Source organism: Bacillus sp. AFS073361, assembly GCF_002567005.1.
Taxonomy (GTDB): domain Bacteria; phylum Bacillota; class Bacilli; order Bacillales; family Cytobacillaceae; genus Neobacillus.
This window is the reverse complement of sequence record NZ_NUZU01000037.1, coordinates 16,495-33,268: the sequence shown is the minus strand read 5'-3', so window position 1 is coordinate 33,268 and position 16,774 is coordinate 16,495. Positions and strand designations below refer to the sequence as shown.

General features: G+C 38.6%; 14 protein-coding genes and 2 riboswitches. Of the genes, 3 read left to right on the top strand and 11 right to left on the bottom strand.

From position 1 onward, the window contains the following. Position 1 precedes the first annotated feature (1 nt). From gcvH to COJ96_RS17730, 10 genes are all read right to left on the bottom strand, one after another. Entirely contained in the window at positions 2–394 is a 393-nt protein-coding gene (gene gcvH, locus COJ96_RS17775; RefSeq protein ID WP_098575147.1) for a glycine cleavage system protein GcvH, read from the bottom strand. Positions 395–479: 85 nt separating this feature from the next. Further along, positions 480–1,592 carry a glycine cleavage system aminomethyltransferase GcvT gene (gene gcvT, locus COJ96_RS17770; protein WP_098575146.1) on the bottom strand — a complete coding sequence of 371 codons (1,113 nt, stop codon included), beginning with the start codon at positions 1,590–1,592 and terminating at the stop codon, positions 480–482. After that, positions 1,589–2,488: an L-serine ammonia-lyase, iron-sulfur-dependent, subunit alpha gene (gene sdaAA / locus COJ96_RS17765; RefSeq protein WP_098575145.1), complete on the bottom strand. Its 900-nt coding sequence runs from the start codon at positions 2,486–2,488 to the stop codon at positions 1,589–1,591. The genes gcvT and sdaAA overlap by 4 nt, the downstream gene beginning before the upstream one ends. Further along, a complete protein-coding gene (locus COJ96_RS17760; protein ID WP_098575144.1) occupies positions 2,488–3,000 on the bottom strand; it encodes a serine dehydratase beta chain in 513 nt (170 codons plus the stop codon). Before COJ96_RS17760 ends, sdaAA begins: the two co-directional genes overlap by 1 nt. 14 nt (positions 3,001–3,014) lie before the next feature. After that, positions 3,015–4,265, bottom strand: coding sequence for a serine hydroxymethyltransferase (gene glyA / locus COJ96_RS17755; RefSeq protein WP_098575143.1), 1,251 nt, complete (start codon positions 4,263–4,265; stop codon positions 3,015–3,017). Positions 4,266–4,369: 104 nt separating this feature from the next. Beyond that, a riboswitch (glycine riboswitch) is annotated at positions 4,370–4,465 on the bottom strand. A gap of 207 nt (positions 4,466–4,672) precedes the next feature. Continuing rightward, positions 4,673–6,061, bottom strand: coding sequence for an amino acid permease (locus COJ96_RS17750; RefSeq protein ID WP_098575142.1), 1,389 nt, complete (start codon positions 6,059–6,061; stop codon positions 4,673–4,675). 338 nt (positions 6,062–6,399) lie between these two features. Further along, positions 6,400–6,501, bottom strand: a riboswitch (glycine riboswitch). 176 nt (positions 6,502–6,677) lie between these two features. Continuing rightward, positions 6,678–7,856 (bottom strand): GNAT family N-acetyltransferase, encoded by a 1,179-nt coding sequence (locus COJ96_RS17745; protein WP_098575141.1) that lies wholly within the window; start codon positions 7,854–7,856, stop codon positions 6,678–6,680. A gap of 199 nt (positions 7,857–8,055) precedes the next feature. Continuing rightward, the gene (locus tag COJ96_RS17740) at positions 8,056–9,090 is read right to left on the bottom strand and encodes an electron transfer flavoprotein subunit alpha/FixB family protein (protein ID WP_098575140.1); all 1,035 of its coding nucleotides are present in this window, start codon (positions 9,088–9,090) and stop codon (positions 8,056–8,058) included. Beyond that, entirely contained in the window at positions 9,091–9,918 is an 828-nt protein-coding gene (locus COJ96_RS17735; protein WP_098575139.1) for an electron transfer flavoprotein subunit beta/FixA family protein, read from the bottom strand. It lies immediately after the preceding gene. A gap of 232 nt (positions 9,919–10,150) precedes the next feature. After that, positions 10,151–11,416 carry an MFS transporter gene (locus COJ96_RS17730; RefSeq protein WP_098575138.1) on the bottom strand — a complete coding sequence of 422 codons (1,266 nt, stop codon included), beginning with the start codon at positions 11,414–11,416 and terminating at the stop codon, positions 10,151–10,153. Between the two features lie 156 nt (positions 11,417–11,572). Between COJ96_RS17730 and COJ96_RS17725 the strand changes: the two genes are divergently transcribed. The 3 genes from COJ96_RS17725 (at position 11,573) to ystJ (ending at position 14,536) form a co-directional block, all read left to right on the top strand. Beyond that, positions 11,573–12,103: an ECF transporter S component gene (locus tag COJ96_RS17725; RefSeq protein WP_098575137.1), complete on the top strand. Its 531-nt coding sequence runs from the start codon at positions 11,573–11,575 to the stop codon at positions 12,101–12,103. Positions 12,104–12,414: 311 nt separating this feature from the next. Continuing rightward, positions 12,415–13,029 (top strand): RraA family protein, encoded by a 615-nt coding sequence (locus COJ96_RS17720; RefSeq protein WP_098575136.1) that lies wholly within the window; start codon positions 12,415–12,417, stop codon positions 13,027–13,029. Between the two features lie 280 nt (positions 13,030–13,309). After that, a complete protein-coding gene (ystJ, locus tag COJ96_RS17715; protein WP_098575135.1) occupies positions 13,310–14,536 on the top strand; it encodes an NADP-dependent malic enzyme in 1,227 nt (408 codons plus the stop codon). Positions 14,537–14,707: 171 nt separating this feature from the next. Here the strand turns inward: ystJ and fbp are convergent, their stop codons facing one another. Then, positions 14,708–16,639 (bottom strand): fructose-1,6-bisphosphatase, encoded by a 1,932-nt coding sequence (gene fbp, locus COJ96_RS17710; protein WP_142333020.1) that lies wholly within the window; start codon positions 16,637–16,639, stop codon positions 14,708–14,710. Positions 16,640–16,774: the final 135 nt, after the last annotated feature.

Here is a 16,774-nt window from a genome sequence, read left to right as displayed (position 1 = left end):
CTTATTCCCCTCCCTCAATATACGCCTGATACTCATCTTCATTTAATAGGGATTTTAACTCCTCTGGATTAGATAGTTCCACTTCTACTAACCACCCTGCATCATATGGCTGTTCATTGATTGTCTCAGGACTATCGTTTAAATCCTCGTTTACACAAACAACCGTGCCTGATACTGGAGCGTAAATTTCAGAAACGGCTTTAACCGATTCGATGGTTCCCATCGATTCCTCCACTGTAACTTCATCATCTACCTCCGGAGTTTCAACAAACACGATATCCCCTAATTGTTTTTGTGCAAAATGAGAAATTCCAATTCGTACCCGATTTCCGTCTAGTTGTAATACCCATTCGTGTTCCTTGCTATATAGTAAACTTGCAGTTGCGTTTATCATAATTTTACTTCCCTTCATTTTTGTATTTGAATTTGACCATCTATCATGTAATTAAGTACTGTGGGTATCGAATTCTATGATTTTATTAACCCATTTTATAAAACGGTGTCTTAATTACTACTGCATCAATTTGTTTATTACGGATTTCTACTTTTATTTGTGTGTCAACTTGTGCATACTCCGCTGATATAAGAGCAAGACCAATACTTTTCTTTAGAGTGGGTGATTGTGTTCCCGATGTAATGACACCAATTTCCTCTCCACTCTCTGAAACTACTTTATAACCGTGACGGGGAATCCCACGACCAGTAACTTCAATTCCTACTAATTTGCGTTTTAATCCTTCTTCTTTTTGTCTTAAAAGTGCCTCTTTTCCAATAAAATCACTTTCTTTATTGGTTTTCACCGCGAAGCCGATTCCTGCTTCAAGGGGACTAATATCGCTTAACAGTTCTTGACCATAAAGTGCAAGACGTGCCTCTAAACGAAGGGTGTCACGTGCACCCAATCCGCATGGCTTTAAGCCATCTTCACACCCTGCTTCTATCAGTTTTTCCCATAGTGCTTCCGCCTGACCAGCTGCTAAATAAAGTTCAAAACCATTTTCACCTGTATAACCTGTACGTGATACGAGGATATCTGTTATTCCGGAAACATTAACATGTTGTGCAAATTTAAATGAGCCAATTTCAGATAGATTGGTTTCCGTTAGTTTTTGCAAAATACGTTCAGCCTCTGGTCCTTGAATGGCTAGCTGCGCAATTTCATTGGAGATATTTTTGAGTGTTACCTCTCCTTTTACATGTTGCTTCATCCATTCAAAGTCTTTATCAATGTTGGCCGCATTGATGACGAGTAAATATTTATCATGCGTTAATTTATAAACTAGTAAATCATCGACCGTTCCGCCGTTCTGGTAGCACATTGCAGTATACTGTGCCTGATTGATACTGAGCTTCGTCACATCGTTTGTGACCAGATAGTTTATGTAGCTTTCTGCATCTTTTCCCTCTACCACTACTTCACCCATATGAGAGACATCAAAAAGTCCTGCTCGGTTACGTACTGACTCATGCTCTTCTAAAATACTTGAAAACTGTACCGGAAGCTCCCAGCCGCCAAAATCAATGACCTTTGCGCCATGTTTTTTATATGTTTTAAATAAGGGTGTCCGTTTTAACAATGTATTAGTAGTCATTGTGTTACCTCCGATTTAGATTTCCGACAAAATAACTGTTCTTTTACCTTTTTACCTGTTTCGGTCATCGCCAGCCCGCCAAGTGCGGTTTCCCTTAGTGTCCTTGGCATTTCCTTTCCAACCTTATACATCGCTTCTATGACTTCGTCACATGGAATCCGGCTTTCCACGCCAGCAAGTGATAGATCGGCAGCAGAAAAGGCAATCGAGGTACCAATGACATTTCGCTTAATACAAGGTACTTCAACAAGTCCTGCAACCGGATCACACACCAAACCTAATAATGATTTCATCGCAATGGAGGTGGCATTTACGGCTTGTTGTGGTGTACCGCCTTTTAGCTCTACGATTGTCCCCGCTGCCATTGCCGTTGCGGATCCCACTTCTGCCTGACAGCCTCCTGCTGCTCCTGAAATAAAGGAACGGTTGGCAATCACGTAACCTAGCATACTTGCTGTAAATAAGCCCATGACTAAATCTTTATATGAATAGGTGTCATTTTTATAAAGTGAAAATAATACACCAGGTAAAATACCAGCCGCTCCTGCGGTTGGTGTAGCTACAATAATCCCCATACGTGCATTGCTTTCAGATGTAGCTAATGAAAACGTCATGGCATTACTAATGTAATTTCCTGACAAGGCTTTACCTTGAGTCATGTAGTTATACATTTTCACAGCATCACCGCCGGAAATACCACTTGGTGCTGTTGAGCCGTCTTTAATGCCGCTATCAACGGCTTCCTTCATTTTGATTAATCGTTCTTCCATCATGCTGATAATGGTTTCTTCGTCTCTTCCTGACTTTTTCGCTTCCATCATCAACATGATTTCACCAATGGTTTTTTGTTCTCTTTCACAAGCTTCAATCAGTTCTGCCATGGACTTAATTTCCATTAAATTGCCTCCATAAATACTTTCTCGTTTGGTTGGAAATGGCTAGCGAGGGACGTAAAGTCATCACCTGAACTTAACCGAATATCTACTTTTCTTTCGTTAATCATAAAGATTTTCGATAAACCACCGCCAAGCGATACACCCCCAACTTTTACAGCCCGATTATTGCATTTTGCTGTCACAATCGTTGTATTGGGATGGTTATAATACGTACATTTGTCTTCAAACTCGAATTGGTACTGCATACCATCCTTCTTTGCCCACTCCAACGAATTTTTTATTCGTGGATCATCGGTCTTCATTCCAAGTAATCCGCCTATGAGCGCTTTATCCGTTCCATGTCCTTGGTACGTTTCGGCAAAAGAATCATAAAATACAATTTTTGTCTCTTCTGGACAACGACCTAACAGTTCATAAATAAATTTACCGATTGACACAACACCTGCGGTATGAGAGCTCGATGGTCCAACCATAATCGGGCCGATTATATCAAAGCAACTTTGAAATTCCATGAATTGTCTCCTTCTTAAACAGTAATTGGCTGTTGAAATAGTGGATAGTTACCACAAATATTTTTAGTAGTTTCTTTTGCTTGTTTAAGAACTTCTAGATTACCTTTACTTTTCAGAACAGAAGCGATTACTTTTCCAATCTTCTCCATATCATCCTGCTTCATTCCGCGAGTTGTTAAAGCAGCAGTTCCCATGCGGATTCCACTTGTGACAAACGGACTTGCAGGATCATATGGGATCGTGTTTTTGTTAACAGTAATACCTGCTTCTTCTAACAATTTCTCTGCTTCTTTACCTGTTAAGTTCCACGGGCGAACATCTAGAAGAACAATGTGATTGTCTGTACCTCCAGAGACAAGGGTTGCTCCTTCTTTCTTTAACGTATCCGCTAGTGCTGTTGCATTATCAATGATTTGTTTCGCGTAATCTTTAAAGCTTGGATGTAAAGCTTCATTGAAAGCAACTGCTTTAGCTGCAATGATGTGCATAAGGGGGCCGCCTTGTAAACCTGGAAACACAGATTTATTAATCGCTTTGATAATCTCTTCATCGTTTGATAAAACAATACCGCCTCGTGGGCCTCGTAACGTTTTATGTGTAGTACTTGTCACAACATCTGCATATGGAACTGGCGATGGATGAAGACCAGCGGCAACAAGTCCTGCAATATGCGCCATATCCACCATAAATTTTGCACCCACTTGATCAGCAATTTGTCTAAAGCGTGCAAAATCAATCGTTCTTGGATAAGCACTTGCCCCTGCAATAATCAATTTTGGCTCTTCTTTTTTCGCAACTTCTTCCAGCTCATCATAATCAATCAAATGTGTGTCTTCTTTTACGCCATATGACACAACCTCAAACCATTTCCCTGAAATACTAACAGGACTTCCATGCGTTAAATGTCCACCTTGTGAAAGGTTCATTCCCATGATTTTATCGCCAGGCTGAAGAAGTGCGAAAAAAACAGCAAAGTTAGCTTGTGCACCTGAGTGAGGTTGAACGTTTGCATATTTAGCACCAAACAGCTTTGTTAAACGATCAATAGCTTCTTGTTCTGCCACATCGACAAATTCACATCCGCCATAGTAACGCTTTCCTGGATAGCCTTCTGCATATTTATTGGTCATCACACTTCCCATTGCTTCTAGGACATCTTGGCTAACGAAGTTTTCCGATGCAATCAACTCCAATGTTTGATGCTGACGATCCTGCTCCTTTTTAATCGCTTCAAAAATGGTTTGATCATTCTGTTGTAAACTCATGTTAACTCCTCCTTGAAATATTGTTCAGGCTCCCCTTTATGCTTCAAACATCTGCTTTTTTGCACGCAAAAAAGGACAGAAGAAGGGGAAGCAAAAAGCTTCATATTCCCTTCTCTGTCCTTTTTACCTGAGAGTTTAGTTCTGTTACGAACATTCCCCTTTGGTGGCATAAATTTAATGCGCTCTCCAGAGTTGCGTCCCGCTGTGGTTCCATCTACCTGAGAGATTAATTCCAAGGGTTTTTTTGGAACTTGCTCCTTCGGTGGCGTGTAAAAATTGCACTCTCCCACAACCGTCATCCGCTCTATTTTTTTATTATTTTCAGAATAATTGTTACTGGAAACCAAGTCAAGCTTTTTTTGAAAACGGTATCAAAAATGGATCATAAGACATTTTTGAGTTAGGTATTAATTTTCTGCTATCTTTTCCTGATTGACTTGATCTGCATAGTTTGCCTTCATATTCCGCATCTTATAGATGGCAATTAGTAAAATAAACCAAACTGGAGTTACAAACAAGGCAACGCGAGTATCTTCTGCAAGTGCAAGCACAACCAGAACAAATGCTAGAAAAGCTAGGATCAAGTAATTAGAAAATGGATAAAGCGGCAATTTAAATTTGTTTATTTTTGCTAGATCTGGTCTTGTTTTTCGGTATTTCAAATGGCTGATAATTGTAATACCCCAAATAAAGATGAAACATACGGTAGAAATACTTGTTATTAGGGTAAATACTCCTTCTGGCATAACATAGTTCAACACAACGGCAATTAAAATGACCACAGTTGAAAAGAGCAATGCATTTGAAGGTACTTTACGGGAAGTAAGTTTTGTAAATGGTACAGGTGCATTTTTATCTCTGGCAAGTGAGTATACCATCCGGCTTGTACTAAAGATGGCACTGTTACAGGCCGAAGCCGCGGAAGTTAGAACGACAAAATTGACAATACCAGCAGCTGCAGCGATTCCAACCGCCACGAAGACTTGAACAAATGGGCTTTTCGCAGGATTTATCGCGTTCCATGGATAAATACTCATGATGATAATAAGGGCTCCAACGTAGAAAATCAAAACTCGAATAGGAATATTATTGATGGCCTTTGGAATTACTTTTTCTGGGTTTTCGGTTTCACCTGCTGTAAGTCCTACCAGTTCAATGCCAACAAACGCAAACACAACCATCTGGAATGAGAGAATAAACCCATTTATGCCATTTGGAAACCAGCCGTCATGGCTCCATAAATTCGTGAAACTGGATGCTCCTGCATTGGTAGAAAAGCCTTTAATAATCATGAACACACCGATGACAATGAGTGCCAGTATCGCGATGACTTTAATTAATGCGAACCAGAATTCCATTTCGCCGAAAAGTTTGACAGTAGCGAGGTTCATAACTAGCAAGATGACAAGCGCAATTAATCCTGGCATCCACTGTGGTACAGAAGGAAACCAATATTGGGTATAAAGACCAACTGCTGTTAAGTCTGCCATTGCAATTGATATCCAGCAAAACCAGTAGGTCCATCCTGTGATAAAAGCTGCCATATTACCTAAATAGTCTCTTACAAAGTCAACAAAAGAATGATAGTTCAAATTGGTTAAGAGCAGTTCCCCAAGTGCCCGCATGATCAAAAAGCAAATGACACCTGTAATTAAGTAAGCAAATAATATTGATGGACCAGCTAAATGTATAGATTTTCCGGCACCTAGAAATAATCCTGTTCCGATTGCTCCACCAATAGCGATTAATTGTACGTGCCTATTTTTTAGGCCTCTATCCAATTTCTGTTCCTGCATATGAATTCCCACCCTCTACTTTTTTATTTTTAAAAAGGTCAGTCCCATCCGATTACAATTCTTGCCCTCCTTATTTTATTAATTCGTTGTTTCCCTAATCAGTAGATAAAAAATATAAAAAGCCATTAAAGAAGTTTTTGATGATCTTCACTTTTTATATGGCTAATACTAATGTAGGCGTAGTAGTGATTAATTAGAATTTTGTTCGTTTCTGCAACAAAAAAAGGACAGAAGAAGGCAATGTTTCACCTTCTCTGTCCTTTTACCTGAAAGTTTGTTCCGCATAAAAGCGGATCCCCTTTGGTGGCATATACAGAAATATGCACTCTCCAGAGCTACGTCATGTAATGGTTCTTTTTACCTGAGAGATTAATTCCAAGGATTTTATGGAACTTGCTCCGTCGGCGGCGACATTCGTCACTCTCTCCCAATACAATCAATCGTAAACTATTAAATTATCTAAAAATTGAAAGCGTATTCACAATGCTATATTCTCATAGACATATTCCATTGTCAATCAAATAATAAATAAAATTTAGAATTTTCTTTTTTTGAATAACAAAAAATAGCCCTAACAAAAAGTAGGGCCTGAATGAATATTTTTATTGGCGTTAAGTTAAAAGAAATCAAAAAATGACGATTTTATCGCTGGAATCTTTTTTTCGAAAAGATCTATCTCAGTCTTGGAACCTTTCAAATATCCCATTTCAAAAAGTTCCATCGGTCTCTTGTACCCGAATAGAATCGCTGAAAGGGAGTTAATATTTAATTGAATCCCTTTTTTGGGAGGATGAACACATTGACCTCCCGTTTTTTCTTTAAACACCCTGATTTCTCCCTTTCCTAGCAGATAACTCCCATTATTCCATGGTGCATGTGTATCTTCAAGATGGAGGAACAGTGGCTCATTTTCTTGTAGGAACGGAAATTTCAGTAAACATGCTTCAGCGTCGACAACCCTTGCCATAAAATAGGGAGCTAACTCATTTTTCACCTTTGGCTGGGGCAGAAAATAAGGAAATGGATCGTGAGTTGCAAGAGTCATAGTAACTGTTTCAACCATGGAGTCATGCTGGCAGATAAAATTCCATAGCCCTTTTCTCGCATCGTGGTCAAGAGCAACCAGCTCCTCCACCTCCATTTTTCTATCTTTCACCTGGTACAGAAGATAGCCCTTTGCCTCGTTCGAGGAATGGTAATAAACAGCAAGCTGTGAATCCTCATTATAAACGTGTTTTTTCCACCAATTTGTATCGCGTTTTAACATTCCAGTATGTTGCGTGGAAAATTGCTGGTAAATCATTTCAATCTCCTCATTATGGGACTCTCTGGAATATCTCTTTATAAAACCTGTCTGGGTTTCAAGGAACTTAAGGTTTGCTTTTTCAAACGTTAATTTCTTCTGTTCACTTAAAATCTCCCATCCATATTTCCGATAAAAAGAGATATCAAATGGGTGTAAAAGCGATACAATCATATTACTATTTCGCATGTGTTTCAAAGATTCGATAATGAGTGCGTTTACATAACCGTTTCGTCTAAATTCAGGGTATGAAGCAACTCCAGCGATTCCACCCATTTTCCATTCGGCATCCTTCATGAAAATGGTGAGTGGCATAATATGCAGTTTCGCAGCCAGATTGTCGTCTTCATCCCATATTCCTAGAATAGTATGATTTTTCAATGATTCTTTTCTAGCCGGTATATCAACTTCCGGGATCTTATATTGAAAAGCATACATTGATAGTTTCATTGCTTCTAAGTATTCATTCTCGGTAATTTCTCTAACCTGCATTTAACCCAATCCCTTTCATTCCTCGACGTTAGTATATTTATGATTTTAATGATAAAACAATATGCTTATTTTTCCAACAATATTTGGAAATCAGATACGATCTTTACTTCAACTATAAAAATCAATTTCTTCTAAAAAAGCCTCGTTTGCTTCATTGGGTTTCCCAACAAGCACACGAGGCTGCCCTGACATCATTGGATTAAACTTCTCTGGTTTGGCTTACCTTTTCTCTAGTTAAAGCATTTTTAAACTGCTCGATTAGAATAGGAACGATTTCGAAGGCATCGCCCACAATTCCATAATGGCAATTCTGAAAAATGGCAGCCTCTTTGTCCTTATTTATGGCAATAATTAACCCGGAGTTTTTCATTCCCACAATATGTTGAATTGCTCCGGAGATTCCAATTGCAAAATATATTTTTGGTGTTACCGTTACACCGGTTTGCCCCACTTGATGAGCATGGTCGATCCAACCCGCTTCTACTACATCTCTGCTTGCACCAACCGCTCCTCCAAGCGTTTCAGCCAATTGGTGGATGATCTGAAATCCTTCGAAGCTCCCTAATCCTTTCCCACCTGCAACAATAATGTCCGCTTCGTCGATTCGAACTTTCTTTACTGTTTCCTTTACAATTTCCAAGACCTTTGTCCGAATATCTTCTTCCTTCAGGGGTATAGTTTCCTCAACAATCTTGCCGCTTCTCCCCGGCACCGGGTCCAGTGCCTTCATGACTTTAGCGCGTACTGTCGCCATTTGCGGCCGGTATTTTTTACATAAAATAGTCGCCATTATATTTCCGCCAAAAGCCGGTCTGCTCGCCAGTAGTAAACCGGTTTCCTCTTCCACATCAAGTTCCGTTGTATCCGCTGTCAAACCTGTCGGAAGATCGGTGGCAACAGCACTTGCCAGGTCTTTTCCTGTTGAGGTGGCCCCGTAGAGAATAATTTCTGGTTTATATTTGTCAGCACACTCCAGCAGCGCCTTCATGAAAGTTTCAGTCCGGTAATGTTTAAAGATAGGTTGATCATATACATACACGGTATCGGCTCCATATTCAAAAATGGTCTTTGTTAATTGTTTAACATTTTCCCCGATTAGAATACCGGCCAATTCCACTCCCCGCTTGTCTGCCAACTTCCTACCGGCACCCAGTAGTTCTAGGGATACGGAAGCAACTACACCATCCTTTTGTTCAATAAATACCCAAACACCTTTGTAATCTTTGAAATCCAATTACACTCCCTCCTTTGTTTCAAACAACTCTTTCTTTTCTAGCAGGACAGAGAGCAATTGCTCAACTTGTGCAGATGGGCTACCTTCAAGGAACGTACCCCCTGCCGGTTTCTGCGGAGCCCATACTTTGGAAACAATCGTTGGAGATCCCTTCAATCCAAGCTGTTTAATATCTACCTCTTCCAAGTCATCGACAGACCAGATGTGAGGATTATATCTGGCTGCTTTCAGCATGTTTGGCAGCGGAGAATAGGGTACTTCATTAATTGTTTTTTCAACAGAAAACAGACATGGCAATGTGGACCTTACGACTTCATATCCTTCCTCAAACTTGCGATGAACAATAGCATATCCTTCCTCTTGATTTACTTCCGCTACTTTATTCACAGACGTAAGGGGTGGAATATCAAGACGTCGAGCAATTCCGGGTCCGACTTGCCCGGTATCTCCATCGATGGACATTTTCCCGCAAATGATTAAATCAACGGGTTTCGTTTTTGCAATTTTTTCAATCGCTTTTGTTACGGCATAGCTCGTTGCCAATGTATCCGCACCTGCAAACCGGCGGTCCGTGATTAAATATCCCTCATCGGCACCTATCTCAATACACTTTTTAATAGCGGTAACCGCTGGAGGCGGCCCCATTGTTACAACAGATACGATTCCTCCATACCTATTCTTTAGACGAACCGCCTCTTCAACAGCATGAGCATCATACGGATTCAAGATCGCGGGCGCCGTCCTGCGGTCCATCGTGTTTGTTTTTGGATTCATCTTGATAATTTTGGTGTCAGGCACTTGCTTGATACAGGCTACAATATGCAGCATTTAACCCCTCCCCTTTATTAAAAAACACTTCGTTTCTTTAGTTACAAGTAATGTGAAACTCGGTGGCTGTTTTCCGGCTAAGAAGCCTTTTTACTCCCGTTACTTTTACTTTATTAGAAGAGATGTCCATACATTCGAACTTTCTAACAATATCTATGTAAATGTTGCAAATGACAGAAGTTTTGAACTCTTGTTTGTTAGCCAAATATAGAATAAAAAAACACGACTCTTATTAATTTTGAGTCATGTTTTTCATCTGGCGCTTTTCCTTAATACAAATCACACCTATCACACCAATCATAGAGAAGATAACTGGAGTAATGAAACCGTAGTAGTATCCATTACCCACACTACCTGAAGCTGTCAGAAAATGATCCAAAATATATCCAAAAATGCTTGGCAGCAATACCGCACTTAGAAATCCGCCTGTATTCGCAAACCCCGATACAATGCCGGATTCTATCATCGGAAAAGATTGGCGAACGACAGCAAAAGTTAAGGCACTTGCCCCGTAACCAAAGCCAATGATAAAGAAAAGCAGAACGAGCACGGAAAAGGGTGGATTCCCCTTAAATAAAAGAAAGAAGGACCAACTCAATAAAATCATAGTATGAACAATAACATAAGGTCGTTTAATTGTGTCTAATCGACTTGAAATCCAACTAGTTAGAGGTGCACCAATAAGTGCTCCAATCAGTCCAATCATAATAAGTTGACTTGCATCTGAACGAGTCATTCCATAGACATCCATCCCATAAGGCACTGCCCACGAACCGATAAATCCCACATAAGCACCTACAACCCCAAAGTGACAAAAAAATAAAGCCCAGGCCTGTCGATTCGAGAATATTCTTCGTAGTAATGTAAACGTTTTTTCGCGTGGTATCACCTCTTTAACAGCGGCGGATTTGGTAAGAAAAATTTGGTTTGGTTTTTTTATGAGAACAAAATAAAGAAGGATTCCACAAAGACATAAGAGCAGTCCTGCTGAAAAAAATGCCCCCCTCCAACCAAGTAAATTAATTAATATGGAGAACGGGACTGTTGCAAAAAGGAAACCAAGACTTCCCGTCATTCCCGCCAAACCAATTAATCGAACAAATTCCTTTACTTTAAACCATTGACCCAAAATTAACACCATATTTACCCAAATGGTCGCATCCCCCGTCCCCGTCAGTATTCTGGCCAAAAACAGGACAATTTCATCGGTACCAAGACTATACATGATTGTACCTATGCCAGTAAGTATGGCACCTATCACGAGGAAAAAATTGGGTCCATACCGATCTGCCAAAATACCCATTGGAATTTGCAATCCTGTGTATACAAAAAATTGTATACTTGTAAGTAAACCAATCGTTGTAGCAGTTACATTAAAATCCTTCATCACTTGTTCTGTAATCAACCCCGGTGCAGTTCGTTGGCTCGCCATCAATAAATAAGTAAACATGACAGAAGCAAATACAATCCATCTAAATCTGCTATTTTGTTTGTCCAATGATTTCTACTCCTATTTTCTTTTACTCCTATTTATATGGATTTTCTTTAACGGTAGATGTGGAAAATTACCTTAAAATCTAATAAATGTTTCAAAATTCCATTTATTAAATATTATTTGTATGATATTATTTTTAAAAAAAGAAGGGGTTAACATATGGAATCCACATTCTCACCACCAAAAACAACATCTAAGACAAAAGTCATTGTCATCAATGCATTATTCATTGCCCTAACTCTTTTAGCTACGATGTTCATTAACATTAAGCTCCCAATTATGGGTAACGGAGGGCTTATCCATCTGGGCAACGTTCCACTTTTTATTGCTGCCCTGGTTTACGGCAAGAAAACAGGAGCCATAGCTGGAGCTTTCGGTATGGGGTTCTTCGATCTAATCTCAGGCTGGGCTATTTGGTCCCCATTCACATTTATCATCGTAGGTGCAATGGGCTTTGTAGTCGGACTTATTTCCGAAAAAGTACCTGGCAATAAAATGTTTGTTAACACTCTAGCAATTGCCACCGCATTAATAATTAAGGTTGTTGGCTATTATTTTGCAGAAGTGATCCTTTATAGCAATTGGATACAGCCATTCGGCTCCATCCCTGGTAACATCATGCAGGTCGTAATAGCAGGTATCATTGTAGTACCTTTAGCAGAACGCTTAAAGAGTAGAGCCTTCAGATAACTTAATATAAAGTGCAGAGTCTATTTTTAGTTTATTCATGGAGAGAGGATATTTCCTCTCTTTTTTTAATAGGTTTACGTAAATCCATTTCATCTTAGACCTTTGTCTCCCCTCCCCTATCTTCAAAAATGTAAACTCTCTCATAATTACCTATCTAATTGAATAGGATTAATGGTGACATGAAATTTTACACCCCTTTTTCAGATTCCTTTTGGTTTTATTCATCCATTATTTTTTACTATTATTTAAAGTCCAATGTTTTTAGTAGTATAGAATAACTTTCTATTACAATATTAAAGGAGGGCAACTCAATGAGCGAGTTTGTTTCAGCATTTCAAGGGATTCCAACCACATGCATTTCTGACACAATGCAAGGATTAAATAACATGGATCCATTAATTAAACCATTAAAAGAGGAATACAGAATAGCAGGTCGTGCCTATACTGTAAAAATGCCTGTTGGTGATAATCAATGCGTGTTACGTGCGATTCGTGAAGCCAAGCCAGGAGATATTCTCGTAGTGGATGCCAAAGGTGATAGCTATCGTACCATTGCAGGGGATTTTATCCTTGGACTTGCACAAACATTAGGAATTGCAGGGATCGTAACCGATGGGGTTATTCGTGACATCCTTGGTGTAAAAAAGCTTAATTTTCCAGTCTTCTGCAAAGGTACGACTGTTGCATCCAGTGCTAAGGGTGGTTGGGGAGAAGTAAACGTGCCGATTTCTTGCGGTGGAACCTCAGTAAGCCCCGGAGATATCATTGTAGCGGATGCTGATGGGGTTGTAGTCGTTCCGAAAGCTATTGAGGAAAAAGTATTAAGGATAGCAAAAGAAAAGCTAGTTAAAGATCAAGAACGGGATGAGAAAGTTTCCGGAAAACCAGTTGAAGTAATCCGCTATTTAGATAGTATGTTGAAATAAATAGATAACCAAAAGAAGGGAAACGCGATAGTGACGTTTCTCTTCTCTTTTTTTTCATTTTATTAGAAAAGAGAAAAATACTTTAATGGGCTGCAATCTAGGATGATCATTCCACAAAAATCCTTTTTTTTCCATATAAAAATTTCTTATAGATAAGTATAATTTTTATCAATTTTTATTATTCTGAAAACTATATTATTATCATCCGTATAGTAACTTATATTTTTTTAATAAAGGCGCAACACAAATAATGATTAATAAATGGGAGAGAAAAAAATTTATGTCAATTTTACATGAAGAAGCATTAAGGATACATAAGGAAAAGCAAGGAAAACTTGGCGTTATGTCAAAGGTCCCCTTGCGTGATGCAAAGGATTTGAGCCTTGCTTATTCTCCTGGGGTTGCTGAGCCGTGTATGGAAATTTATAAAGATGAAAACAAAGTGTATGACTATACAATAAAAGGGAACCTCGTTGCTGTTGTCTCCAACGGAACAGCTGTATTAGGGCTTGGAAATATTGGACCTAAAGCCGCTATGCCAGTCATGGAGGGGAAAGCCTTATTATTCAAATCATTTGCAGATGTTGATGCATTCCCAATTTGCTTAGATACATCAGATCCAGACAAGATTGTCGAGGTCGTTAAATTATTAGAGCCGACTTTTGGTGGTGTGAATTTGGAAGATATTGCTGCACCGCAATGCTTCGAAATCGAAGACAGATTGAGAAAAATTTGTAATATTCCAATTTTCCATGATGATCAGCATGGCACAGCCATTGTTACCGCTGCAGGGTTAATTAATGCGTTGAAACTCGTTGACAAAAAATTAGAAGATATTCGTGTTGTTGCAAACGGCGCAGGTGCTGCAGGGGTAGCGATCGTTAAGCTGCTGCTTAATATGGGTGTAAAAGATGTTATTTTATGTGATACAAAAGGAATCATTTATGAAGGTCGCCCAGATGGGATGAATCGTTTTAAGGAGGAACTGGCACGCATCACTAATAAAGAACAAAAGCAAGGTACACTGGCAGATGCTCTTGTTGGGGCGGATGTATTTGTTGGAGTATCAGCAGCTGGAGCCGTTACAAAAGAAATGGTTTGTTCGATGAATCGTGATTCTATTATATTTGCAATGGCAAATCCGATTCCGGAAATCATGCCGGAAGAAGCAAAGGAAGCTGGAGCATTTGTTGTCGGGACAGGCCGTTCGGACTTTCCAAATCAAGTCAATAACGTATTAGCATTCCCTGGCATTTTCCGCGGTGCTTTAGATGTTAGTGCAAAAGAAATCAACGAAGAAATGAAACTAGCAGCTGTTTATGCGATTGCTGGGTTAATTGAGGATGAAGAGCTTACCCCGGATTATGTTATTCCGGATCCATTTGATCCTAGAGTAGCTGCACATGTTGCCGCTGCAGTAGCTAAGGCTGCAATGGAAACAGGAGTTTCACAAAGGACTATTAATATAAACGAGATCGAAGAACGTTTATTGGTATTAAGGGACTAACCTGTCATAGCTTAAATTCTATATTGCAATATATAAAAAAACAATATAATAAGGAGAGAGAGGACACACCTATGTCCCCTCTCCTTATTTTTTTCTCCCCATTTATCAAACCTTGATTTTTTATATGCAAAAAAACTGGGACAGTGTTCCTGCCCCATGTCATAATTATTGTCAATCCATATAGCGATGTTCTCTCAGATTATTCAAAATAGAGATTTCCTGTAATAATTTCTCTCCAATATTTGTTTCTCTTACCTTTTTTCTCTTTAATTCTTTATCTACCAATCTTTTTATTGATAAAACATCAGTACCGTTTAGCAGGACATCTTCTTTTGAATTAAAATGCTTATGTGCGACGAGCTGCATACCATAGGAATTATAGAGTAATGTATATCCTGCAATACCTGTTGTTGATTGATAAGCTTTAGAGAAACCGCCATCGATGACAATCATCTTACCATTTGCTTTAATTGGATTTTCTCCCTCAATTTCTTTCACTGGTGTATGTCCATTTATAATATGCCCCTGGTCAGGATTCAGATCAAATTCAGTTAGAATTCTGCGGCAAAAATCTTCATTTTCACGTAAATGATAGTATGGATTCTTCCCCTCTCTATGAGTGGACTTATCCTTAATAAAGTACCTCTCAAAAGTTGTCATTTCTTTTTTTCCAAAGAGTGAGGAATATTCTCCTGTCCATAAATACCAGACCATATCTGTCGCAAGATCATCTGTCTCTTCAGGATGTGCAAAAGAATGGCGCAAATAATGTTCAAATACATCCAGTAAATCACGACCTGAATAGGTTTTATTTTCAATCACCATTTTTCCCATATTCCCTTCTTCATCAAGAGGAATACAACCATGTATTAATAGGTTCCCATTATATTTTAAATACAGACTCCCTTTCTTCATTAAGAAATTCATATGTCTAGCAAGCTTTTCAGAATGCTGGATAGAAAATAATAATTTTTCCATAACCTGCTTTTCTTCTTCTAATAATTGATCAGGCTGCTCCGGATTTATGGTTGCAAAGCAAGTATTTTCTAGAGGGTAGGTCCTCCCGTTAATCGTTATTTCGCTCTTGTCATAATCAATTTTCTCAAGCAATAGCCTTTCTGACATATTAAAATTCGGGCGTCTCTTTATAATAGGCATTTCGAGTTTAAACTGAATCATCGCAATTGCTTGATGAATTTTCGTTATTTGTAATTTTTCATGGTCCGAAAATTTCTTTTCCGAATGTAGCTTAGGCCTGAAAGCTGGATTGTCCTCGTAGTATTTCTCCGCAAGATTCAGCAGGGGCCTAAGATTGATTCCATATACATCTTCAATAATATCCAAATTGTCGTATCTCGCACAGATCCGTATGATATTAGCGAGACAAACCATTGAACCAGCAAATGCACCCAGCCATAATACATCATGGTTTCCCCACTGAATATCAACGGAATGATAATTGATCAAAGTATCCATGATTTTATCAGGTTCAGGTCCACGATCATAAATATCCCCCACTACATGAAGATGATCGACAACTAATCTCTGTGTGGTATAGGCAAGCCCTGTTATGAGTTTATCTGCCTGACCTAAAGAGATGATCTGTTGGACTATTTCCGTATAATATTGTTCTTTATTTGTAGATTGGTATGTTTTGTATAGCAGCTCTTCTATAATAAACACAAACTGACTCGGTAATGCTTTTCTTAATTTCGAACGTGTATATTTAGAGGATGCATGAGAAATAAGCCTTATCATCCGCTCAATGATTACAATGTACCATTGGTTTAATTCTTCTTCATTACTAAAATGATTTTTAATTATTTGTAACTTTTCTTCAGGATAATAAACTAATGCCGCAAATTCATTTATTTCTTTTTCAAATAAAACATCTTGAAACAAGTCCCTGATTTTCTCTTTTACATTCCCTGAACCATTTCTTAACACATGTTGAAAAGCCTGATATTCCCCATGTAAATCACTGACAAAATGTTCTGTTCCCTTTGGTAAATTAAGAATGGCTTCCAGATTAATAATTTCAGTTACTACTTTTTCTTCACAATCATATTTTTGGACAAGTAAGTCTAGGTACTTTGAGTTCAAAATTATGTATCCCCTTTCAAAATTCATCATTTATTTTCTATGTATTCGATTGAGATATATTATTTATATTATCAGATAAACTTAAATTATAGTTAAATTACCATTAAGAATCTCTATGTCAACTAGATTTTTTAA